Consider the following 22300-nt stretch of genomic DNA (forward strand, 5'->3'; position numbering starts at 1 on the left):
TTATTCCTCATCTTTGCGGAGACGGTATCCATATCCCCAAACCGTCTCCAGAGGGATATTGTCAAGCTTTTTACGAATTCTTTTAATCAAATCGTCCACTGCCCGGTCACTGCCAAAATAATCATTCCCCCAGATTTTCATTAGCAACTCTTCTCTTGAAAAGGCACGATTTGGGTTTTCCGCCAAAAGCTGCAGCATGTCATATTCCTTTGTGGTTGCTTCGTATTCGATTCCTTCAAAAAAGATACGCCGTTCGTTCTTGTAGATCAGAAGATGATCTACCTTTAGTCTGTCATGATCTGCTTCACTAATATTATCCTTTGGCAGCGTGCGTTTAAACAGCCGTTTAACCCTTGCAATTAATTCCCTTGGACTGAATGGTTTTGTCAGATAGTCGTCACCGCCTAATTCCAGTCCAAGAATCTTATCGATTTCATCATCCTTAGCAGAGATGATAATAATCGGCACATCGCTTTCATTGCGGATTTTTTTACAAAACTCATAGCCATCCATCCCAGGAAGCATGATATCAAGAATCCACATATCGGGCCGATCATTCTCCCAAAGCTCCCATCCCTTCTCTGCCGAATCCATGATGGTTACGTTATATCCTTCTTTTCGTAAATATGCCGAAACAATATTTTGGATGTTGCTATCATCTTCCACCAAGCCAATGTGATAATTCATTGTACCTTCACCTTTTTCATATTTAATTGAATATTTTTGTTCTCATACCTTTATAAGTAAAGACGTTACCGTACTTGTTCAACTTCCTATAGCCATTTTCACATATATTATCCAAACTTTACACCAAAAAGATTAATTACACATTTTTTCCACATATATCCCAAATCTATACCCCCATGTCTGCTTATAATAAAACCATAAACACATTACAGAGGTGAGAATCAATGGATAATAATGAACGGGAAGACAGACTAACCGAAGCTATGGAAAACGATAAAGATACAGAAAGGCAGCAACTGGCATATGCTCCAGATGAGAACGAACCGGCAAGATACAGTCAACAGGAGAGCCCAGTTCCAAAGCATAAAAAGGAACGGAAAGGGTGGTCAATCGGAATATTCGGTGGTTTAATCGGAGGGATTATTTCAGCTATCCTGGTTACATGCCTTTTCACCTATAACCTATTACCGGAAAACGAGACAGGTAACAGCCAAATCGAATCTGCCGAAAGTGATTCTTCGCCAATCGTGGAAACACTGGCATCAGAAGGAGCGGAAACCTCCACGAATATTCAAGAGGTTGCACAGGCTGTTGTCGGTGTTTCCAACCTCCAGCAGCAAAGTGTCTGGACAGAAAGCCAGGAGGCAGGAACCGGATCAGGCATCATCTATAAAAAGGAAGATGGAAGTGCATATGTAGTGACCAATCAGCACGTTGTTGAAGGGGCACAAGAAGTGGAAATCATACTTAATGATGAAGAACGTGTTCCCGCAACCGTTTTAGGCGGAGATTCACTAACAGACTTAGCCGTTTTACAGGTTGATGGAGACAAAATCGATACTGTCGCAAACCTTGGCACATCTGAAAACTTGCAGGTCGGTGAAACAGTCCTTGCAATCGGGAACCCATTAGGCATGGAATTTGCAAATTCCGTTACAAAAGGAATCATTAGTGGGTTGAACCGTTCCGTCAGCGTCGATACCGATGCAAACGGCCAAGCCGATTGGATAACAGATGTCCTGCAGACAGATGCAGCTATTAACCCAGGAAACAGCGGTGGTGCCCTCGTCAATTCAGAAGGTGAGGTCATCGGCATTAATTCCATGAAAATTGCCCAAAGTTCGGTTGAGGGAATAGGATTTGCCATTCCTGTCGATACAGCACTGCCAATCATAGAACAATTGGAAAAGGAAGGCGAAGTTACCCGTCCATTAATAGGTATCAGTACCGCTTCCCTGAATCAGGTACCAGCTCAATACCGTAATGAAATCAACCTTCCAGAAGATGTGGAAGGCGGTATGGTCATCGCGAATGTCCAGCAAGGATCCCCTGCAGCAGATGCAGGACTGCAGCAATTCGATGTCATCACAAAAATAGATGGGGAACCAATAACGACCATCCTGGAATTGAGAAAATATCTCTATTCAGAAACCAAAATAGGCGACAATGTAGAAATAGAATATATCCGCAACGGCGAACGACAAACGGCCAGCGTACAGCTAAAAGAAATGGAACAGCAGGAGCAGCAGACACAGCAGGCGGGACAATAAATACGCATAATCGAAGAAGGGATTGGTTTCCCTTCTTTTTTTATGTTGTGTGGGGCGCGAGGCGGTTATTCCGCGGTTCTGGCTTTTATTCCGCGGTCCTCACGTTTTTTCCGCGATTCTCACTTTTATTCCGCGATTCTGGCGGTTTTTCCGCGATTCTCTCGCTTTTTCCGCGGTTCTGGCGATTATTCCGCGATTCTCTCGGTTATTCCGCGATTCTCTCGGTTATTCCGCGGTTCTGGCGGTTTTTCCGCGGTTCCCCCATTTTTTCCGCGCTCCTCACGGTTTTTCCGCGATTCTCTCATTTATTCCGCGCTCCTCACGGTTTTTCCGCGATTCTCTCATTTATTCCGCGATTCCCTCGGTTATTCCGCGCTCCTCACATTTATTCCGCGGTTATCACATTTATTCCGCGCTCCTCTCGATTTTTCCGCGGTTCTGGCGGTTATTCCGCGCTCCGTCCACGCTCCATCCACACTCCATCCGTCCGCTCCCACGCGTCAGGCTGATTGTTTATTCGAGATCATCCTGTTCGTTTTCGTATTTATTATGATTTGGGGTCACGCCTGTGTATTTGCCATGAATATCGGCGGCAAGGAAGTTTTCGATATCCTCTACGGCTCCTATTCGCTCATCACTGTTTGGAAACATTTCATCGTAGTTTTCCTTATCTCCGTAAAAGTCAGATTGCGTCTCGGATGTTCCATATCTGCTGACCTCTTGCCACGTGTCCTCGGCATCATAGTTGACCTGTTCTTCATCTCCGGACTTATTCGGATTAATATTTGGACTGAATACTTCCTCTTCGATTGTGCGTGGATGTTCAAAAGTATTATTTCGAGCATGATCCAAACATTTATCCGTAGTCGGAATAGCCTCCAATCGTTCATAAGAAATATCTGCTCCACAGGTTGTGCAGATTCCATATGTCCCCTCTTCTATTGCATGAAGGGCTTTATTGATTTCTTCCAGTTCGTTTTCTGTATGTTCATTCAGCGCAAGGTCCTTTTCCCGTTCGAAAAGCTCTGTTCCCGTGTCTGCTGGATGATTATCATAATTGGACAATTCACTTATCGTTTCTTTGGCAAATTCATATTTCATCCCAAAGTGGTCCTGGACGTATTTGATTAATTCATTTTGCTGTTCCAGTAATGCTGCCTTACACTTGGATCGCTGCTCATCTGTAATCACTGGATGGCCTCCTCTAATAACTTTCGCTTAACCAGTTGCAATAGCCTCTGGTTTTGTATTTATACTATGTGTAAAAGCCCTTTATTGATTCGTGATTAGCGCTCCCAAATCATGTCAATATGTGGAATGTCATCCTCTAGATAAATATCAGAAATTTGCTTGAATCCAAGGGAGGAGTAGAATTCATTTAAATAAACCTGTGCTTGGATATGGATTTTATCCTCCTTCCAGTCCTTATGGATGAACTCAATTCCCCGTTCCAATATTGCCCGGGCATAACCTTTGCCGCGGAACTTCTCCACTACAAGTACCCTTCCAATGGAGACCTCCTTATATTTTGTATTTTTAGGAAGTATCCGTATATTGGCCGCTATTTCATCCCCGACCAGTAAAAATAAATGCAGGGAATTCTGGTCATAGTTATCCAATTCAGGATAGGCACACTTTTGCTCCACGACAAAGACATCGATTCTTGCCTTTAGCAATTGATACAATTGCTCATTCGTTAATTCATTAAATTCCTTCATCATCCACTTCATTTCGTATCCACCCTTTCATTTTGCTTAATTAAATTTTACAATGAAATTAGAGGATTTCGACATTTTTTTATAGAATTACAATATAATAAAGGCTTTTCCAAAAAATGGGGCTGGCGGTTGATAAAAGAGTAACAGAACGGCCTGTTTCCGTCCCGGAGAGTCGCTTCAAGCATCCGATTTGGAGATTGAAAACAAGAATGTTTATGAAAACAGTCTAATAAAAAAGGGGACATGAAGACATGCTATCAAAAGAAACAGTTATCGGATTTGTCGGTACAGGGGTAATGGGCAAAAGCATGGCAGCCAATCTAATGAATGAAGGATATTCGGTAAATGTCTATACGCGAACAAGGGAAAAGGCGCAGGATCTGTTGACGAATGGCGCAAAATGGATGGACACAGTTGCAGAACTCGCTTCAGCTTCAGATGTAATTATTACAATGGTCGGCTATCCTTCCGATGTAGAAGAAGTTTACTACGGGGAACAAGGAATTCTGGAAAACGCAAGGACAGGTACTTTTGCAGTAGATATGACGACATCTAAACCAGCCTTGGCAAAGGATATTCATGAGAAAGCAATGGGTAAAAATCTCCATGCTTTAGATGCTCCCGTTTCAGGTGGAGACATTGGTGCAAAAACGGGAAAACTCGCCATTATGGTTGGCGGTGACGAGGAGGCGTTCACTGAGCTGCTTCCAATCTTTGAAGTTATTGGGGAAAATATAATCTATCAGGGAGATGCCGGTGCCGGACAGCACACAAAAATGGCAAATCAGATTACAATTGCCTCCAATATGATTGGGGTTTGCGAATCCATTATGTACGCGAGAAAAGCTGGTCTGGATCCTGAGCGTGTGCTAAGAAGCATTACGACTGGTGCTGCCGCTAGCTTTTCATTATCAAAACTCGGTCCCCGGATGCTCGAAGGTGACTTTGCACCTGGATTCTATGTGAAGCATTTTATTAAGGATATGACAATAGCATTGGAATCTGCTGAAGACCTCGGCCTGCTGACTCCTGGACTATCGCTTTCACTCCGTTTATATAAGGAACTTGCGGAAAAAGGAGAAGAAGATAGCGGAACCCAGGCTTTAATTAAATTATTTGATGTAGAATAATGTAAAAAGCGGGAACTTATTTTTCCCGCTTTTCTATCTGCTCCTGAACTGCAAATGCGAGATCGTGATTGCCAAAAATCTCAAGAACATTCAATACCGTTTGATCTGGGATTGCCTCTGATTCATTTGCGGGAACCGTTAATTCCATTACCTCTGTTATTATCTGATTTTTTACCTGGTCGGGATATGCCTCACCGTACAGGGCTACTGGATCAATCCCATTATTGATACACCACTGCGCATAGATTAGGATCATCATTTTCTCGTCATTCTGGTAATTTTCGATTATTTGCTTTTCCATTTCTTTTTTATCCATCATACTCTCCTGCTTTCCACGTTGAAATATACACTTGAAGTTAACATGCTTCTGAATTCCGGATACGATTATCCTCCATGCAAGGAGGCAATTTTGATAACCAAAAAAAGACTTATCTCTCAATAAGAGACAAGTCTTTATAATTATTATCTATTACAGACGAGTAACGTTAGCAGCCTGAGGTCCGCGGTTACCTTCTACAATTTCAAATTCAACTTCTTGACCTTCTTCAAGTGTTTTGAATCCGTCAGCTTGGATTGCTGAGAAATGTACGAATACGTCGTCTCCATCTTCGCGTTCGATAAAACCGAAGCCTTTTTCTGCATTAAACCATTTTACTTTTCCAGTCATTTAAATGACCTCCTTATACAATATCGTGCAAAGTAATTGAATCATAAATACTTTTACACCATCTTGGAAAAGAGATCGTAAAGTATTATTCAAACTTCAATTTCCTTTTGCTATTTTAACTTTAACTTTTTTACAAAAAAAATGCAAGCGTTTAGATATTAATTTTTGGTAAACTCTTACATTTCTTAATTAAAGAGGAAGATGGTTTATTCCTCTCTTGGAATAAGTAAAAAAAGCCGGTGATCAGCCGGCTCTTCAGGAGTATTAATCATGGGTTGAATCTCAACAAGTCTTGTTTCGATTACTTTATCTTATGTTTGTACATTGCCGATTGAATCAGCATCTACACTATGTGTTACGCACATTTATCGGTCCTCTTATCAAAATAGGCCGCTTTTGACAGAGCAAATGCCTCTATTCCAGTGTTATAAATAATGGCTGCAACATATATATTAGTATAGATCGCCGTGAACTTTCAGTTAGTGATAGGAGGTTTTGCCATTGAAGGACATCACTGCCATTCTGTTTGATTATCCAAGTCAGGCTGTTTTGCATAAAGCTTTAACTTCATTAATGGGGATTCGCTCCAGGATAAAAAACGTTATGGTTCTTCAGCAAAGCCACTCACCTGAAACAGCAGCTGACATGACTGAGGAATTGGCTCCTGGCCAGCATCTTCCGGCCAATCACTATATTCCAACCCAACATACTTCAATAAAAGCGAACGATCTCGGGAATACACTTAATATGACCGCTGCTGCAGTAGAAAGCACATATATATTGTTTCTGCACGGGTCAGATTATCTTGCTTCCAACGCAAATAGTGCTTCCTTGCATCTTGCAGACAGCCAAACTGTCCTATGTACCCATTACCATTATCAGAAGCTACGCATCCCACACCCATTGCTGGTACGTACATCTTATCTGCAAGAGCATGCTTTCTTATCCACTTTCCAGCTGCCATTCAAGGAGGCAATTCTTCCTGCATGGCTCTTCCAAATCGATGATTCACGGAAAGCATTCAAAGATAATTTGTTAGAACAGGCAAAGCAGAATACCTCCAATTACACGCAGGAGAAGCAAATGTTCATTCGCAAGTATTCATTGGCAAAAGTTCAAACAGATCATCCCGGGGTTTCTGTGTTAATCGCCAATTATAATATGGAACAGTACGTGGAAGCTGCCATCGTCTCCTGTATATTACAAAATGAACAGCCAAACCAGGTCCTCATTATGGATGACGGCTCAACAGATCATTCCTTTGAAAAGCTTAAAAAATGGAATGATGGGAAACAGATAATAGTATTCAGCAAAGCCAATCAAGGAAAGGCACGAGCGCTGAACGACATATTGCCTTATGTAACTTCCGAGTTCATATTGGAAGTCGATGCAGACGACTGGCTTGACCCTGATGCTATAGCTGTCATCAAAGAGCATCTGTCAGAACTGCCGCATGATAGCTCCCTCATCTATGGAAATCTCCGAAAGTGGAAGCAGTTAGCAGCAGATGTGCTATTTAAAAGGGTTGCCAAAGGGAGGCCTGTTACTGGAAGAGCCAGTCTTCTATCCTATCCGTTCCCCCTTGGACCGCGGGTATACCGGACTTCTTCATTAAGAAAGATTGGCGGGTTTCCCGTAATTGAATTTGAGAACGGAAGGTTATATGAGGATGTCAGTGTCTTAGATCATTTACTGAAGCATTCCCCATTCCGATATCGGGATATGACTGTTTATAATGTACGGGAGCATAAGGAAAGCATTACCAAAAACAATCATCCCAACTGGAAAAAATTTTTGGATTCTCTTCAATAAATAAGCAATGGATCGATAATCATCCATTGCTTAGCATAAACGTATTGATGACAGATATAATATGATCCTGCTGCTGATAGGAAAGCATCGGAAAGATGGGGAGTGCCAAAATTTTTCCAGCAATATTCTCCGCAATTGGAAAATCACCCTTCCTGTAATTCAGATATGCAAATGCTTTCTGTAAATGTAATGGCACTGGATAATAGATAGCTGATGCGACTCCATTCTTTTTCAACACTTCGGAAAGGTCATCCCGCTTATCCAATTCAATACAGTATTGATGAAAGGTGTGTTCTCTGCCTGCTGGGATTGACGGCTTCTTCAGCAGATCAGACAAGTTCTCCGTATATTTCTTGGCAACCTCTTTCCTTTTATGGAGGAAAATGTCGAGGTAATATAATTTGACGAGCAGAATTGCTGCCTGAATCTCATCAAGTCTGCTGTTCATGCCAATTGATGAATGATGGTATTTTTCTTCACTTCCATGATTTCGAAGCATCGACAGCTTTTGATAGGTATCCTTTTGGTTCGTTGTTATGAACCCGGCGTCCCCTAAAGCACCTAAGTTTTTTGAGGGGAAGAAAGAAAAACAGCCGATGTCACCAATCGAGCCTACCCGTTCACCATTATATTCTGTACCGATTGCCTGGCATGCATCTTCTATAACCCTCAAATTGTTTAGCTTGGCGATATCCATAATTTCTTCCATTCTGGCAGCTTTCCCGTATAAATGGACCACAATAATGGCCTTTGTCTTCTCTGTGATTGCTTCTTCGATTTTATTGGGATCAAGGTTATAGGTTTCTTCATCTATATCAACAAAAACCGGCTTTGCTCCCACTTGGGCAATCGCCTCTCCAGTAGCAAAAAAAGTGAACGGAGTGGTAATGACTTCATCTCCATCACCAATATTCAATGCCCTTAAAGATAATTGGAGTGCATATTGGAGTGCATCTGTCCCGTTCGCCACCCCGACACCGTAAGAAGCATTTACGTATTGAGCAACTAATTTCTCCAGCTTTTCTCCCTTTTCTCCCATTATATAACTTCCGCTATCGAGGACTTCGGTAATCATTTCGAGAATTGGGGTTCTCAGCAGGTTTAATTCTGCTTGCAAATCAACCATTGGAATGCTGTCATGCTCTTTATCCATCGTTTTTCTCCCCTTTTATCCCTATTCCTTCGTACCTTATCCCTAAGTCCGTTAGCTCCTTGCGATTTAATTTATTCCTTCCATCTAATACAAGCTTGCAGTTTTTGAACTGGCTGAAGTTAAGATTTTCATATGCTTGATGGAAGGCCTGAAGAATAATGATGTCCATTTCAGTAACGAGAGAATCTTCCATCGATAACGGATTAACTCCATAATTCTGGATTTCAATATCGCTGAATAATGGATCATTCATGTAGACATTAGCCTTTTTTTCTTTAAGCAGGTCCATCAGCAAAAGCGAGGAGGATTTTGTAGGTTCTTTCACATTTTCTCGATAGGATAATCCTAGTATAAGCACGTTTCTGTTTTCCAAAGAACCTAACTCTTTTTCAATCTTTGAAATTGCAAACCCCGCCATACTGTCATTAATCGCTCTTGACTTTGTTGTCAGACCCTCAGGTAATCCCTTATTCATAAAAAAGTATGGATAAATCGGAATACAATGTCCTCCGACTCCGATACCTGGCAGATGAATATGTGAATAGGGCTGGCTATTTCCAGCGGTAATCACTTCCATGATATTTACGTCTTTTTCTTCGGCAAACTGGGCGAGTTCATTTGCTAATGCGATGTTTACATCACGATACACACATTCGGCAATCTTTGAAAATTCGGCGGTCTCCAGTGTGCTTACTTCAATTAATTCACAGCCTAATGCCTTTTGGTAAAAATCTTTAGCCAGCTCAAGACTTTTACTGTTCAGTCCACCTATAACTTTTGGGTAGCGCCGTAAATCGTCGATAATGCGATTGGAATAAACCCTTTCTGGGCTGTATGCAAGGTGGAAATCATCTCCCATCCGTAAGCCGGAGATTTCCTCGATTTTTTTGCCGAACCTGTTTCTCGTGTCTCCCGGCGGCAGTGTTGTTTCAAAAATGATCAATGATCCCTTTTTTACACCCTTTGCGATATCTTCCACTGCATTGTCAATCTGTCGATAATCCACGTTATTGCTTTCATCAACCAGTACAGGAACAATTACAATGGTAATAGCTGACTGCCCAACAGCTTCTGACGTTTCGGTTGTTGCAGTCAATGTTGCATTTTGGTGGGCATCCAAAATCAATTGCTCCAGTCCAGGCTCATTTTTAACATGGGACTTTCCTTGATTGATTAATTTCACGACATCTTCCTTCTTATCTGCACCATATACCTTAAACCCGTTTTTTGCATAGACAGCAGCTAATGTAAGGCCTATTTTACCCAGCCCCACAACAGCTACAGTAGGTATTGGAGGACTTTGATCAGTTCCCATATATTCAACCCCATTTCATGTTGATTAACCTGTTTATTTCATAATTTATGTTTTGTACATGAATATGATTGTACGAATGCACGACACCATATGAAATTAGGTTAAGCATTCAATAGGTATTGATAAATGGCAAATAGCCTTGTCTCCATATGCTCCCAGCAATATTTGGACTCCATTACTTGACGGGCATGCCGGCTCATCTTACGGATTTCACCTCTGTTGGAGTGAAGAAACCGGATAGCCTTGACATAATCCTCTGCAGTTGCCTGCAGCTTCCTGACGACATAACCACATTGATAGGTGCGAATAAAATCATCCATATCTTTACATTGATTCGTCAGAACGGGTACGGCATTGTTCAAATAACTGAAGAACTTATTTGGCATCGCAAAGCGGTTGTTCAGAGAGTGCTCCGCATCTAAATCAATCCATCCTATATCGGCATCCTTCATTGCCTCTGATATCGATCCATAATCCACCCAGCCGGTATGGATTACCTTATCCTTTAAATGGTCCGGAATAGAGAGAGCTATCTCCGACTTCTTGCTGCCCCCGATGATTTTCAGCTTAAGTTCAAATTCTTGATTGCACAGCTCCAGCACTTCCAGTAATTTTCGAAAGCTTCCTCGTTTGTGATTCATGACCCCCTCAAAGGCAATGACCAGTTCTTGATTATTCCCTTGTCCAGATCTATATTCTCTTGCCAATGGAGGGGAATTACAGATTATTTGTATTGGAGTCTGTGAATCGATGGCATGGAGCCACTCTTTAATGGACTCTGAAACTGTGATTATATAGTCCGTTTCATGCAGCATCGCTTCAAGCATTTGCTGTTTTACTTTCTTGGTTCGGACTGATGCTTTCTCCAGCGGATCTGCTTCCAATTCATGGCTATCATAGATTAATTTGCTTTGTTTCCCGGCAGCAGCTAAGGCACGCTTGATTCCAATACCAGAATATAGTGAATCGAACTCATGTGCATGGTAGATATCCGCCTTTTGCTGAATACCTAATTGTGTCAGCGGATTGTCAAAACGGGTGTGACTGTCGCTGCGAAGATTATGGAGAAGCTTTTTATGATTTCTTTCTGAACGGCTCTGTTCATATGTAAGGATTCTGATTCCTTCAAAGATGAATGATGCTTCACGGTAGCTGTCCCGAAACAGTGTGCCGTCCACATCAAACAAGCAGCCATTTATTCTCGGAACAATCATCGTCACTTGATAGCCCCTTTTCAATAAGCTTTTGGCCTCTTTCTTAAAAATGCGCGCATCCAAAAAAGGATGCTCCGCAACAAGAAAACATACATTTATAGCCATCTTCTTCCCTCCAGTCATGGGAACATCAGATAAATTCTGTTGTAATAATGGTATGGCGGCAAAGCTGAAATCATGTACAGAACATAGTATTCATTGAATGAATAGTAATGTGAATATAGAAGAAAAATGAATTGCCATTCCAGAAAGGAGCATAAAATGAAAATATTAACGGTTGTAGGTGCAAGGCCACAATTCATAAAGGCCAGTATGTTATCAAAAGCTCTCAAATCCCTTCCAGAAGTCGAAGAAGTCATCGTACACACGGGCCAGCACTATGATGCTAATATGTCTGCAATTTTTTTTAAGCAATTGAATATACCAGAGCCCGACTATAATCTTGGTGTCGGCTCTGCATCCCACGGAGCACAGACAGCCAGGATGTTAACTGAACTGGAAACGATCATGCTATCCGAGAATCCAGATATTGTATTGGTATATGGCGATACAAATTCCACCCTTGCTGCTGCCCTTGGAGCATCAAAGCTCCATATTCCAGTTGCTCATGTCGAGGCAGGGCTTCGCAGCTTCAATAAACAGATGCCTGAAGAAATCAATCGAATCATTACTGACCACCTATCGAATTGGCTGTTCTGCCCTTCCCTCGAAGCAGTTACGAATTTAAAGCAAGAGGGAATTAAAAAAGGGGTGTATCAAACAGGAGATATTATGTATGATTCCATCCTTCACTTTAGACCCTACGCTTTACAAGAATCCTCGATTATCAAGCATTTGAATCTTTCAGACAAAAAATATATTCTTGCAACGGTTCATCGCGCCGAAAACACTGATGATCCTAAACGATTTCATTCAATCCTTAAAGCGCTTCAACAATTGGAAATGAAAGTAGTCCTGCCACTGCATCCAAGGACTAAAAGTAAGATAAACCAATTTAGTTATACAGATATGATCATTGATTCTTCCATTCAGGTTATTGAACCATTGAATTATTTCGACATGCTGACCATTCTTTCTCAGGCAAATGCCGTGCTAACCGACTCTGGCGGAATACAAAAGGAGGCTTACATGCTCCGTGTTCCTTGCATTACCCTTAGAGAAGAATCAGAATGGACTGATACTGTGCATTCCGGATGGAATCACATCGCAGGTTCAGATACAAAACAAATACTTGATACAGTAAATGCAATTAAAGTCCCTAAGGAACATCCGCCACTTTTCGGTGATGGAAAGACTTCGCAAAAAATTGCCGAAATACTGATCGCACATTTTAAAAAAAGTAATACCATATAAAAAATGCAGGAGGTGAATTCAAGTCACCTCCTTGAAACAATAGAACTCCCCATTGTTTGGCATACACATTCTATAATTTGTTGTAAATATCAACATACTGATCAACCACTTTATCAACACCGTGATGCTGCTCGATATACGCCCTTCCTTTCTTACCCAACACGCTCCATTGTTCTGGAACTTTAAGAAGATTACCTAAGACAGAAGCAATCGTATCAGGGGTGGCATTCACAATTGGGGAATCTGGGTATTTGGCCGCAAGATCCTCCCTTATAAAGCAAATAACCGGTTTGCCTAGTGCCATAGCCTCTGAGCTGATGTATCCGGAAGCCCCGATTCTCAGCTGATCAATAATAATATCTGCCTTCGCAAAAATCTTCATTGCTTCCTCATTGGATGATCCCTCGATTAATTTAAATTCAAATGATAACCCCGAATCCTTCAGCTGCCTAACTGCATTTAATATGAATTCTGTTCCTTTGATATTTCTCGAAGATGGGGCATGGACGACTAATGGAGGGGAATTTTTCACCTGTGGATACTCCGGTTTAAACTGGTCGACATTTATGGTGTGGGGAATAACATGGACATGCTTATACGAATTGCGAATATAGCCTTCTAATTCATGGTCCTGAACAATCGCATGATCGATATAGTTAGAAAGAATGGAAAGATTATGGTTTATTTTCGACTCCGTCCACTCCGGTTTTACAATTACATAAGGATTATTTTTCCTTGCGATTGAGAGAAGCCTTATATCGGATCCATGATGGTGCATGACCATTTTCTTGCCGGCAAGCTTCAGAATTTCCAAATCCCTTTTATCAGGGAAGAAAGTTTCTCCAAAATGAAAATGAAAAATATCATACTTATTTCGTGATTCCTGAAAAAACTGCTGTATTTTAGCTTCCCTTTCCTTTTTCGGAAAGGAATTAAGCTTTAGGCATATATCTGGATTGAATTTATATGGATGCTCATCGAAATGACACGATACAGCTTGAATTCCTTTGGACCGCAGCGCCTTACAAAGTTCAATCATTGGTGAACCATAAGAAATATGCAATACTCTCAAGTAGCATCTATCCCTTCTAAAAATTATTTTGAAACATCTCTCTATTAGTTGATTATATTCGTAAATTCCAAGACCGAATAAAACAAACATCATGAGATCATTTACTTATTTTCCTCCTTCCCGTCCCATTTTTTTGCCCGTTTTACCGTTTATGAGATTTTTTATTTGTTTCCATAGTACGAACGCATTAACCAATCTCCAGATCGATTCATACTAATGAAATAAATATGTTTTTCTATCCATGCTGAAAGGCAGAAGGAGTCAAAAATGGATTTACATTTAAAGGATAAGAACGTGTTAGTTACAGGTGGCTCACGAGGAATCGGAAAGGCAATTGCAAAAGCTTTTCTGAAGGAAGGAGCACATGTTGGAATTGTTGCCAGAAATCATACCGAACTCCAGCAAGCCAAAGAGGAACTGGGAGTCCGTATCTATCAAAAAGATCTAACAGAATATGTAAACAGAGAACAATTAATAAAAGAATATATCGATGACTTTAAACGCATTGATGTGCTTGTCAATAATATGGGTGCAAGCCACGGAGGAAGGGTTTTAGAAACTCCGCCAAGCCTATTTAACAGGGCGATGGAACAGAATTTTATCGCCGCTGTCCACCTGGCCCAATTGGCAAGTAAAGAAATGATCCATGACGGGGAGGGCGTCATCTTGAATATCTCCTCCATCTACGGGAAAGAGTCCGGTGGCAATCCTTCCTATAACGCTTCAAAGGCAGCCCTTATCAGTTTTACAAAATCATTTAGTACGGAAGTAATAAAAGATAATGTGCGCGTTGTCGGCATCGCTCCCGGGGCCATTTACCATCCCAATGAAGAATGGGAACGCCGATTAAAAATCGATCCCGATTATTTAGAAAAGTATGCCAGCAGCAGAATACCGGCGGGAAGGCTCGGGAAGGCAGAAGAAATTGGAAGTGTCGCATCATTTCTGGCTTCTGACCATGCCTCATGGATTGTCGGGGCTACTGTGACGGTAGATGGCGGGCAATCCCGAACGAACTTTTAAATACAGAACCGGAAAGGATGTGTTCAGGTTGCAGAGACAAACAATCAAGGACAGCAGCATTCTAGTTGTTGGCGGGGCAGGATTTATCGGAAGCCATCTAGTCGATAAACTAATCAGCATCGGTGCAAGTCAGGTTCTCGTACTGGATAGTCTTTTCATCGGCAAAGAAATAAACTTGAGCCATGCTTTAACGCATGGCGCAACCCTTCTTGTTGATGATGCAGAAAATCCAGAAGCACTTGCCTATATTATGGAAAAACAAAAGATCGATATCGTGTTCAATTGCGCTACCAAGCCACTTAATTATTCGTTCATCAATCCATCGAATGCTTTTATGACGAATGTCCAGGTACTGAAAAACCTTTTGGAATTGCAAAGGAAGGATGCCTTTAAGACGTTGTGTCACTTCTCTTCGTCCGAAGCATATGGCACCGCTCAATACGAACCAATGGATGAAGGCCATCCGCTTTTGCCCACAACTACGTATGCAGCAGGAAAGGCTGCAGCTGATCTAATGCTGCAATCCTATGTGAAAATGTTCGATCTGGATGCTTTTATTGTGCGTCCTTTCAACAATTATGGACCAAGACAGAACTTTGAAGGGGCTTTGGCAGGTGTCATTCCATTAACAATCAAAAAAATCCTGCAAGGAGAGCCACCAGAGATCCATGGTGATGGAAAGCAAACAAGGGATTTCATTTATGTGAAGGATACGGTTAACATTGTCACGAAGCTTTTCCCGATTATTTCTTCTGGTGAATGTGTAAACATAACTACCGATCAGCAAACATCGATTGCGAACGTCGTAAAAACGATTGTAGAGGTTATGGACTATAAAGGTAATGTTCTAAGAAAGCCCGCACGCATAGCAGATGTTCTAAACCATCGGGGATCGGATAAAAGATTACAGGATCTGATTGGTTCTTATCCAAAAACGGCCTTTAAGGATGGAATCGGCCACACGGTAGATTGGGTCAGGGATGCAGCATTCAGTCATGATAGGTAGAGCACTCAAGATAACACGAGAAATGAGGTGGGACAGCCCACCTCATTTTTTATTGTTTGCTGCAGCTCGCTGCTTTTAGATAAGTTGCTGATAAACTTCAAAGAGGCGTTGCTCCATCCTTTCCCAGGAGTAAAGATTCTCCATTGCTTTTCTACCGTTATCACCAAGCAGTCTCAATTTCTTTCTATCTTGATGAAGCGATAGCAGCACATTTGCATAATCCTTGGCTGTTGCCTTCGTTTTGTCGATTACAACCCCGCATTGATGTCTTCGTATGAATTGCTCCATGTCATGGCATTTATTGACTACTACCGGAATGCCATTATTGAGATAGCTAAAAAATTTATTCGGCATTGCGTAGTCGTGGCTCAGTGATTGTTCCACATCTTCTAAATCCACCCAGCCAACGTCAATCTCTTTCATGTGACTGGGAATGGTACGATAATCAACCCAGCCGGTCATTATTATTTTACTTTTAAGAGAATCTGGCACAATAAGCACATCATTATAGCGGCTACCGCCAATTACCTTAAATTGAAAGTCTATCATTTTAGAGCATATGTCCGTTATTTCGATAATCTTTTCTTTCATTCGTTGTTTATTATCTATGTTACCTTCAAATCCCACTATCATTTTTTGCGGTTTAGGATCTTTAGACAAATAATTTTTGGCCAATGGTGGTGAATTATAGATTACTTCAACAGGCAGATTGGGTTTATGTGATTTATACCATGATTTAATTGATTCAGAAACAGTAATAACATAATCGACTTCATCAAGCATAATGAAAAGCTTCTGTTCCAGATTATCCTTGATTTCTTTTGGATAACGAGGGCTTAAAGGATCTGGTGTCAATTCATGGCTATCGTAAATCAACTTTACATCTTTCCCCTTCTGTTTCTTCATTAACCGTTTTATTCCGATCCCTGCAAAGAGGGAAAGGTACTCATGTGTATGATAGATATCTGCATCCTCCTTCATTGCCAGCTGTACGAGGGGATGATTGAATCCCTGGCTTTCCCAAACACTTACATCGCTTAAAACCTTATTCAAGGAAGTACTGCTTTCGGAATTGTAAGTGATGATCTTGATCCCTTCATATGTGAAGATTTTACTCCTGAAATTATGACGGAATGGGGTCCCATCAATATCAAATAAACGCCCATTCCTCCGAGGAACAATCATCGTTACACTGTAGCCTTTTTTTTGCAGCGATTTAGCCTCTTTCTTAAAAATTCTTGCGTCCATAAATGGATGGTCAGCAATAACCATGCAAACTTTCTTCAAGATAATTTTTCATCCTTTCCCAGGGAGACAAACAGAAGAAGCCATGGGAGCATAACGTTCCCATGGCTTCTGGTCCCCCATCTGAATTCTTATAAGACGTCAAACATCTATTTTATCTTCTTTGCAGGAACACCTGCGACGGTTGTGTTGTCTCCTATATCCTTTGTAACAACAGATCCAGCCCCTACAATTGATTCAGAACCAATAGTAACACCAGGAAGCAGGGATGCATTATTTCCAATCTTTGCCCCTTTTTTAATATATGGTCCTCTTAGCGAATAGGATTGGGCACCCATGTACTTATCATTGGACATGGACACGCACGGACCAATAAAGACATTGTCTTCAAGTGTCGTATCCCCTGTCACATATGCTAATGTTTGGATCGTGCAATTTTCCCCAATAACCGTGTTCAATTCAACCACCGCGGATCTCCCTATAACAGAACCATCTCCGACCGAGACCTCATTCCGTATACTTGCATGGTCCCCGATGAACACATCCTTCCCAATCCGGGTTCCAGAATAGATAGAAGCCAGATTTCCGATTCTGGTTCCGGGCTGAATGATTAATGGGCTGGATCCTTTCGAAACTTTTCGCATTCTTTGGCTGACCGATGCTTGGATGCCCAATACACAATTATTCCCGATTACGACATTATCACCGATTTGTGTTCCTTGCAGCAAAACCGTATGATGGCCAATCACGACATTTTCCCCAATGGTGACATCCTTCTCAATGACGACATGATCCCCAAGCTTTGTACTTGCTGGTATTGCAGACAAATCAGCTTCCCCCTTATTGATCAATTAAACCCTCTATTATATTGACTAACTGCTGAGCCCTCTTTTTAAGAGAATGCTCTTGATGGATGAAATCATATCCCTGTTCAGCAATTAGTTGTCTTTCTGATTTATGTGTTAAATAATACTCTGCCTTCTCTTTAAAATTGCTTTCATCTATCGCTATAAAATGGTGCCCAGGTATAAAGCCAAGGTCCTCCAGCTCTTTAAAGGACGGTGCGAGCAGAAGTGTTTTGCAGGCGAGGGCCTCATAATACTTAAGAACAGGATAATTCATTCTGGAAGGGCACGTAAAGAAGATCTTTGACCTGTTCAATTCCCTGGCATATTGAGTTCCTGCAATTAGTTTCTCTCCCTCTCTCTGTTTGGAATTACCATAGCCTGGATGTTTGTGATAGACGAACCTGTTGTCTTCGGAATAGGTCTTCAGGATTTTTTCTCTTAACGGGTAGGTCTTATTGACCGCCCCCATCATTAGGAAATCGACTTCCTTGGTCAGTCCATAATCCTTGTATAACGCTGTATTGACAAAATGAGGCAGCCATATCATTTTATCTTTGAATCCCGGATATGTTTTCAAAAAGTGATCTCTAATGACCGTAAATAGATAAGGGATTTTATTCCTTTCAATAAAGCTTTTTCGCAGACTTCTAAAGCGATGAACATCATTCACAAAGAGTCCTGTTGGAATACCGGTATTTTCAAGACCTTTGATTGCAGGTGCCAGTTTCTGCTCCAGGTCATTCATCAGCAGGATAAAATCGGGCTGGACGGGCAGCCCCTTCAAGATGTAACGGATTGGACCAGGCTTTCTCCATATCATCAGATTTGTTCTGTCTGCCAGCTCCCGCTCCAGATAATAGAAGTTTTGATTCAATGAAAAGGATGAATCCTCTGCAATAAATAATAAATTCAGCAAAATCCAGCCTCCTTGCAGTGTTGCTGTAGACGAATGCCAATTTTATGTTATTCGGTATGTTTGTCTATCTCCTTTAAAATCTGGCGCATAGAATACATTAGTAGTATTTGACAAAGAGTGAGGAGATTTTTTATGAAAGTCGGTGTGATTGGAACAGGAAATATGGGAGAAAACCATGTGCGAACTTATCTATCATTGCAGGACCAATGCCAGCTTGTTGGGATATATGACAATGATTCCAGCAAAGCAGAGAAAATTGCCGAAAAATATCAGGTAAAGCAATTTCCAGCAATTGACGATCTTCTTCAGTCGGTCGATGCCGTAAGTATTGCTGTACCGACGGCCTTTCATTATAAGATAGCCTTATCTTGTATCCGCCATAAAGTCCATATGCTGATTGAAAAACCGATTACGGAAACAATTGATCAGGCCATGCATTTGATTCAAAAAGCCAAAGAGGCAGAGATAAAGCTTCAGGTTGGGCATATTGAATTGTTTAATCCCTTAATAAAGTTTCTAGCAAAAGAATTGGAAAAAGAACAGCCTATTGGCATTTCCATCCATCGAATGAGCCCCTACGATAACCGAATGAAGGAAATTGACGTCGTCAACGATTTAATGATTCATGATCTTTATATTTTAAAGGAAATCCTAAAGGAGAATATGGCAGAATTCTATGCACTTGGAGAACCAATCGATCAAACGACAAAACATGCTGCAGTAATAGCCAAATCATCAAACGGAGTGATTGCACAGCTGACAGCAAGTTTTAAATCCCCAAAAAAGGTACGTACGATTATGGTTTTAACGGAGGACCGTTTTATAGAAGCTGATATCCTCAAACAGGAAATTAAAATTACACGTTCTGCGCCGGAAGCTAAAAATTCAATTCCAGGTTCGGAAATGGAAACCATTCCATTCGATCATTCGGTACAGCCCTTGACGGTGCAGCTGCAGGACTTTATCGACTGTATTAAACATGATACAGAACCAGCTGTTTCTGGTGAAGATGGAGTGGAAGCATTAAAGAGTACTATCGATATCCAGGAAGCTATTTATAATCCTCATAAAAATATATGTACGCTTCACTAAACATCGTATGTGCATGAACCTGCGTTTATTCCAAGAACGTATTCCTCCAATCCTATTACCCGCTAAATGCCTTCATAATAAAATGATTATACAGCTCCTGCCCTATCCTCAGGCAGGATTTTTTCTTTTGGATCGTTTTCTAAAAGATACTATATTGACTGTGTCACATCTCCCATTACTGTAATCTGTAACAATATCCTTTTTCCGAAAAAGCTAAATAAAAATACCCCGGCCATTATAACGAACCAGGGTATTAACCAAAACATTTCGTCGTGAACATTCCCTTAGACCATTGATTGTTATGCTGCAGTCAATAGGAAGCGAACATAGTTAATAGCATCCATTGAAACATATTGCTTTAGATTATCTCCATAACCACTATTGACTTCAATAACTAAAACAAGATCTGTCGTAACGGTTGAAAGAATACCTTCAATCATATTATTGTCGGTTACAACTTCCACACTGGAACCAATGCGGGTAGCCAATTCGGCAGCGAAAGTATTAGCGAACATTTAAATTCCTCCTTTATAATTCATTTACTAATTCAATATTTTCTATTCGGACTAGTACCTGTGCCCCTGTAGATTCCACCAGCACGATATAGTCGTCTCTTACAGCTAACATTGTTCCGCTTACAGGGCCAAAAGGAGTAGTAACTTCCACTTGTTCATTTACCAAACTTTGCAATACTTGACGGATTGTAGCAGGCCCGGCAGGAGTAGGTGTAGGTGTAATTGGATCTAGCGGATTTCCTCCAACACTTATACTTCCTAAGTCCACGCCTATTTCTGGAAATTGAATAGTTAGATTTGAATTTGTCGCAGCTTCTGTAGTGTTTTGGGACAGTTGATTAAACAAGTTTAATAATCTTCTTTGGCGATCAGTTAATTCTGGCAACAGCCTTCATTCCTTTCATTTTTGATAGTTACTCCTAGATTAAAAAAGAATATCCCCATAATTAATACGATCCCAAAGAAAACCCCATACGTTTTGGAGGAGAAGAATTAACTGCTTTTTTCCGCAAGTAAATCTCCCCCCTATCTCTTTAGTTTATTTTATGCCAAAAGCTTCTTACCTCTAAAGGATATCCAGGTTGATTACGATTGCAACCAGGATCTGAATGAGAAGCTGAATATTAATTGCGATATCTGTATCTTCTGTTGTCACTTCAACGTTTTTCGATTTTTCTATGATTGTTTTTTGACGATTGCTTTGTCTTGTGCCCATTACTTGTTTGAAGTCTTGGAATACATCATCTGATCGATCTGAATCTCCGATGGTGATGCTTAAAACAATTGCGATTGCGATCTGGATACCAATCTGTAAAGAAATTGCTGCCTGTGTGTCTGTCGTTGTGACATTTACACCTTCCGAATCCTTGATGATAATCCATTCATCTGAAAACTGCGTGTTGTCTACTACCTGATCAGCTTCCTGCTGTACATCTGCATTGTTTCCATCATTATTATCGTCACAATGATCCAAAGCTCGCCATTCTTTAGCATAAGTCATCTTTTTACACCTCTTTTCAATCGGTTTTATAGAATATCAATCATAATAATGATCGCAACAAGGATCTGAAGCAGAATTTGGATATTGATAGCTAAATCGGTATCTGTTGTTGTAACGGTAGCATCTTTAGTGTTGCAGATATATATTTTCTGTCTGTTTGTTTGATCCAGGTTGAAATGCTGTACAAGTTCTTGTGAAACTTCTTCACCACGATCTGAATCGCCAATTGTTATGCGTATTACTAAGGCAATTGCTAATTGCAGAGCGGCTTGCAAAGAAATTCCTACTTGTGTGTCTGTTGTATTGACACGGATATTACAAGACTCTTTGACCCAAATCATTTCAGCGGATTCTTGTTCCATAAATGAGTATTGGTCTGCATCCTGTACAACTGTCGCATTGCTTGGGTCGTCATTATGATCGTAGTTTGCTTCCTGACTGTGATTGTGGCTGTGGCTGTGGCTGTGGCTGTGGCTGTGATGACAATCACAGCTGCATTCATCTGCACATTCATTGCCGCAGCTGCATCGTTTCATTCCCTTATCTACAGGCTCCAGACAATCCTGTTCATTATCATAGTAGAAGTACTTGTTTCTTTGAGAATTTCCAGATTTGGAACTTCTATAAACTGACATGCTAACACTCCTTTCTAGTGGTTATAAAATAATTTATGGATTTTTCAACTAGAAGATTGTACAATTTCACTAGTATTATAAAAAATAAAGAAAACACCTATTAATAGGTGTTTTAATCAAAATTAACCCTCTTCTTCTGTTTTTTTATTGTTAAATTGATCGACCTGCTTTTTCAGATCCTCGACCATTTCTTTCAGCATTTGTTTCTGTTCCTCGGATAAGTTCTTTTTTAATTCTTCTTTTTTGATTCCATTCTTTCTAAATATACTATCGACCATAACTTCAACTACCTTACCGGGCAATTGATTAGATGAATCGCTCATTATCCTCTCACCCTCTTCCTTTAAAT

Annotated in this window: 24 protein-coding genes; 7 read left to right on the top strand and 17 right to left on the bottom strand. The window is 40.8% G+C overall.

What is annotated here, in order from left to right:
* On the bottom strand, positions 1-687 hold the full coding sequence (locus OMHG_RS15375) for a response regulator transcription factor (RefSeq protein ID WP_010651780.1): 687 nt from the start codon (positions 685-687) through the stop codon (positions 1-3).
* A gap of 224 nt (positions 688-911) precedes the next feature.
* Here OMHG_RS15375 and OMHG_RS15380 point away from each other — a divergent pair, with 224 nt between their 5' ends.
* Positions 912-2237: a S1C family serine protease gene (locus OMHG_RS15380; RefSeq protein ID WP_010651781.1), complete on the top strand. Its 1326-nt coding sequence runs from the start codon at positions 912-914 to the stop codon at positions 2235-2237.
* A 513-nt stretch (positions 2238-2750) separates the two neighbouring features.
* On the opposite strand, the gene OMHG_RS15385 is transcribed toward OMHG_RS15380, so the two are convergent.
* Positions 2751-3428, bottom strand: a complete 678-nt coding sequence (locus tag OMHG_RS15385) for a TraR/DksA C4-type zinc finger protein (protein WP_010651782.1) — start codon at positions 3426-3428, stop codon at positions 2751-2753.
* 95 nt (positions 3429-3523) lie between these two features.
* Positions 3524-3967 (bottom strand): GNAT family N-acetyltransferase, encoded by a 444-nt coding sequence (locus OMHG_RS15390; RefSeq protein ID WP_010651783.1) that lies wholly within the window; start codon positions 3965-3967, stop codon positions 3524-3526.
* A 239-nt stretch (positions 3968-4206) separates the two neighbouring features.
* Between OMHG_RS15390 and OMHG_RS15395 the strand changes: the two genes are divergently transcribed.
* Positions 4207-5085, top strand: a complete 879-nt coding sequence (locus OMHG_RS15395) for an NAD(P)-dependent oxidoreductase (protein ID WP_010651784.1) — start codon at positions 4207-4209, stop codon at positions 5083-5085.
* 16 nt (positions 5086-5101) lie between these two features.
* On the opposite strand, the gene OMHG_RS15400 is transcribed toward OMHG_RS15395, so the two are convergent.
* Positions 5102-5401 carry a hypothetical protein gene (locus tag OMHG_RS15400; protein ID WP_010651785.1) on the bottom strand — a complete coding sequence of 100 codons (300 nt, stop codon included), beginning with the start codon at positions 5399-5401 and terminating at the stop codon, positions 5102-5104.
* Positions 5402-5554: 153 nt separating this feature from the next.
* Complete coding sequence (gene cspD, locus OMHG_RS15405; protein WP_010651786.1) at positions 5555-5752, bottom strand: cold-shock protein CspD; 198 nt, start codon at positions 5750-5752, stop codon at positions 5555-5557.
* A gap of 501 nt (positions 5753-6253) precedes the next feature.
* Here cspD and OMHG_RS15410 point away from each other — a divergent pair.
* Complete coding sequence (locus tag OMHG_RS15410) at positions 6254-7564, top strand: glycosyltransferase family 2 protein (RefSeq protein ID WP_010651787.1); 1311 nt, start codon at positions 6254-6256, stop codon at positions 7562-7564.
* 19 nt (positions 7565-7583) lie between these two features.
* Here the strand turns inward: OMHG_RS15410 and OMHG_RS15415 are convergent, their stop codons facing one another.
* From OMHG_RS15415 to OMHG_RS15425, 3 genes are all read right to left on the bottom strand, one after another.
* The gene (locus OMHG_RS15415) at positions 7584-8717 is read right to left on the bottom strand and encodes a DegT/DnrJ/EryC1/StrS family aminotransferase (RefSeq protein WP_010651788.1); all 1134 of its coding nucleotides are present in this window, start codon (positions 8715-8717) and stop codon (positions 7584-7586) included.
* The gene (locus OMHG_RS15420; RefSeq protein WP_010651789.1) at positions 8710-10032 is read right to left on the bottom strand and encodes a nucleotide sugar dehydrogenase; all 1323 of its coding nucleotides are present in this window, start codon (positions 10030-10032) and stop codon (positions 8710-8712) included. Before OMHG_RS15420 ends, OMHG_RS15415 begins: the two co-directional genes overlap by 8 nt.
* Before the next feature lie 101 nt (positions 10033-10133).
* Entirely contained in the window at positions 10134-11351 is a 1218-nt protein-coding gene (locus tag OMHG_RS15425; RefSeq protein WP_010651790.1) for a glycosyltransferase, read from the bottom strand.
* Between the two features lie 156 nt (positions 11352-11507).
* Here OMHG_RS15425 and wecB point away from each other — a divergent pair, with 156 nt between their 5' ends.
* Positions 11508-12599, top strand: coding sequence for a non-hydrolyzing UDP-N-acetylglucosamine 2-epimerase (gene wecB, locus OMHG_RS15430; RefSeq protein WP_010651791.1), 1092 nt, complete (start codon positions 11508-11510; stop codon positions 12597-12599).
* Positions 12600-12669: 70 nt separating this feature from the next.
* Here the strand turns inward: wecB and OMHG_RS15435 are convergent, their stop codons facing one another.
* Complete coding sequence (locus OMHG_RS15435; RefSeq protein WP_010651792.1) at positions 12670-13671, bottom strand: glycosyltransferase family 4 protein; 1002 nt, start codon at positions 13669-13671, stop codon at positions 12670-12672.
* 267 nt (positions 13672-13938) lie between these two features.
* On the opposite strand from OMHG_RS15435, the gene OMHG_RS15440 reads away from it, so the two are divergent.
* On the top strand, positions 13939-14694 hold the full coding sequence (locus OMHG_RS15440; protein ID WP_010651793.1) for an SDR family NAD(P)-dependent oxidoreductase: 756 nt from the start codon (positions 13939-13941) through the stop codon (positions 14692-14694).
* A 19-nt stretch (positions 14695-14713) separates the two neighbouring features.
* The gene (locus OMHG_RS15445) at positions 14714-15700 is read left to right on the top strand and encodes a dTDP-glucose 4,6-dehydratase (protein ID WP_390621690.1); all 987 of its coding nucleotides are present in this window, start codon (positions 14714-14716) and stop codon (positions 15698-15700) included.
* Between the two features lie 75 nt (positions 15701-15775).
* Here OMHG_RS15445 and OMHG_RS15450 read toward each other — a convergent pair whose 3' ends face one another.
* The 3 genes from OMHG_RS15450 to OMHG_RS15460 all read right to left on the bottom strand — a co-directional run bounded on the left by OMHG_RS15450 (position 15776) and on the right by OMHG_RS15460 (position 18709).
* A complete protein-coding gene (locus OMHG_RS15450) occupies positions 15776-16987 on the bottom strand; it encodes a glycosyltransferase family 4 protein (RefSeq protein WP_010651795.1) in 1212 nt (403 codons plus the stop codon).
* A gap of 107 nt (positions 16988-17094) precedes the next feature.
* Positions 17095-17772 (bottom strand): N-acetyltransferase, encoded by a 678-nt coding sequence (locus OMHG_RS15455; RefSeq protein WP_147629098.1) that lies wholly within the window; start codon positions 17770-17772, stop codon positions 17095-17097.
* Between the two features lie 13 nt (positions 17773-17785).
* The gene (locus OMHG_RS15460; RefSeq protein ID WP_010651797.1) at positions 17786-18709 is read right to left on the bottom strand and encodes a glycosyltransferase; all 924 of its coding nucleotides are present in this window, start codon (positions 18707-18709) and stop codon (positions 17786-17788) included.
* Between the two features lie 132 nt (positions 18710-18841).
* On the opposite strand from OMHG_RS15460, the gene OMHG_RS15465 reads away from it, so the two are divergent.
* Positions 18842-19801, top strand: a complete 960-nt coding sequence (locus OMHG_RS15465; protein WP_010651798.1) for a Gfo/Idh/MocA family protein — start codon at positions 18842-18844, stop codon at positions 19799-19801.
* A gap of 299 nt (positions 19802-20100) precedes the next feature.
* Here OMHG_RS15465 and OMHG_RS15470 read toward each other — a convergent pair whose 3' ends face one another.
* The 5 genes from OMHG_RS15470 to OMHG_RS15490 form a co-directional block, all read right to left on the bottom strand.
* Positions 20101-20316 carry a hypothetical protein gene (locus OMHG_RS15470; RefSeq protein ID WP_010651799.1) on the bottom strand — a complete coding sequence of 72 codons (216 nt, stop codon included), beginning with the start codon at positions 20314-20316 and terminating at the stop codon, positions 20101-20103.
* Positions 20317-20329: 13 nt separating this feature from the next.
* Positions 20330-20701 (bottom strand): DUF2642 domain-containing protein, encoded by a 372-nt coding sequence (locus OMHG_RS15475; protein ID WP_010651800.1) that lies wholly within the window; start codon positions 20699-20701, stop codon positions 20330-20332.
* Positions 20702-20881: 180 nt separating this feature from the next.
* Positions 20882-21316, bottom strand: coding sequence for a spore coat protein (locus OMHG_RS15480; protein WP_010651801.1), 435 nt, complete (start codon positions 21314-21316; stop codon positions 20882-20884).
* 26 nt (positions 21317-21342) lie between these two features.
* Positions 21343-21951 carry a spore coat protein gene (locus OMHG_RS15485; RefSeq protein ID WP_010651802.1) on the bottom strand — a complete coding sequence of 203 codons (609 nt, stop codon included), beginning with the start codon at positions 21949-21951 and terminating at the stop codon, positions 21343-21345.
* A 122-nt stretch (positions 21952-22073) separates the two neighbouring features.
* Positions 22074-22274, bottom strand: coding sequence for a Rossmann-fold NAD(P)-binding domain-containing protein (locus tag OMHG_RS15490; RefSeq protein WP_010651803.1), 201 nt, complete (start codon positions 22272-22274; stop codon positions 22074-22076).
* Between the last annotated feature and the right edge of the window lie 26 nt (positions 22275-22300).

Origin of the sequence: Oceanobacillus massiliensis str. N'diop, from assembly GCF_000285495.1 — a bacterium.
GTDB lineage: Bacteria > Bacillota > Bacilli > Bacillales > Amphibacillaceae > Oceanobacillus > Oceanobacillus massiliensis.

Excerpts from the sequence above, each read along its gene's own strand:
- OMHG_RS15490 (WP_010651803.1), bottom strand. The coding sequence starts at position 22,274 with ATGAGCGATTCATCTAATCAATTGCCCGGTAAGGTAGTTGAAGTTATG.
- OMHG_RS15395 (WP_010651784.1), top strand. The coding sequence starts at position 4,207 with ATGCTATCAAAAGAAACAGTTATCGGATTTGTCGGTACAGGGGTAATG.
- OMHG_RS15420 (WP_010651789.1), bottom strand. The coding sequence starts at position 10,032 with ATGGGAACTGATCAAAGTCCTCCAATACCTACTGTAGCTGTTGTGGGG.
- cspD (WP_010651786.1), bottom strand. The coding sequence starts at position 5,752 with ATGACTGGAAAAGTAAAATGGTTTAATGCAGAAAAAGGCTTCGGTTTT.
- OMHG_RS15400 (WP_010651785.1), bottom strand. The coding sequence starts at position 5,401 with ATGGATAAAAAAGAAATGGAAAAGCAAATAATCGAAAATTACCAGAAT.
- OMHG_RS15390 (WP_010651783.1), bottom strand. The coding sequence starts at position 3,967 with ATGAAGTGGATGATGAAGGAATTTAATGAATTAACGAATGAGCAATTG.
- OMHG_RS15465 (WP_010651798.1), top strand. The coding sequence starts at position 18,842 with ATGAAAGTCGGTGTGATTGGAACAGGAAATATGGGAGAAAACCATGTG.
- OMHG_RS15470 (WP_010651799.1), bottom strand. The coding sequence starts at position 20,316 with ATGTTCGCTAATACTTTCGCTGCCGAATTGGCTACCCGCATTGGTTCC.
- OMHG_RS15440 (WP_010651793.1), top strand. The coding sequence starts at position 13,939 with ATGGATTTACATTTAAAGGATAAGAACGTGTTAGTTACAGGTGGCTCA.
- OMHG_RS15375 (WP_010651780.1), bottom strand. The coding sequence starts at position 687 with ATGAATTATCACATTGGCTTGGTGGAAGATGATAGCAACATCCAAAAT.
- OMHG_RS15415 (WP_010651788.1), bottom strand. The coding sequence starts at position 8,717 with ATGGATAAAGAGCATGACAGCATTCCAATGGTTGATTTGCAAGCAGAA.
- OMHG_RS15485 (WP_010651802.1), bottom strand. The coding sequence starts at position 21,951 with ATGTCAGTTTATAGAAGTTCCAAATCTGGAAATTCTCAAAGAAACAAG.
- OMHG_RS15425 (WP_010651790.1), bottom strand. The coding sequence starts at position 11,351 with ATGGCTATAAATGTATGTTTTCTTGTTGCGGAGCATCCTTTTTTGGAT.
- wecB (WP_010651791.1), top strand. The coding sequence starts at position 11,508 with ATGAAAATATTAACGGTTGTAGGTGCAAGGCCACAATTCATAAAGGCC.
- OMHG_RS15380 (WP_010651781.1), top strand. The coding sequence starts at position 912 with ATGGATAATAATGAACGGGAAGACAGACTAACCGAAGCTATGGAAAAC.
- OMHG_RS15480 (WP_010651801.1), bottom strand. The coding sequence starts at position 21,316 with ATGACTTATGCTAAAGAATGGCGAGCTTTGGATCATTGTGACGATAAT.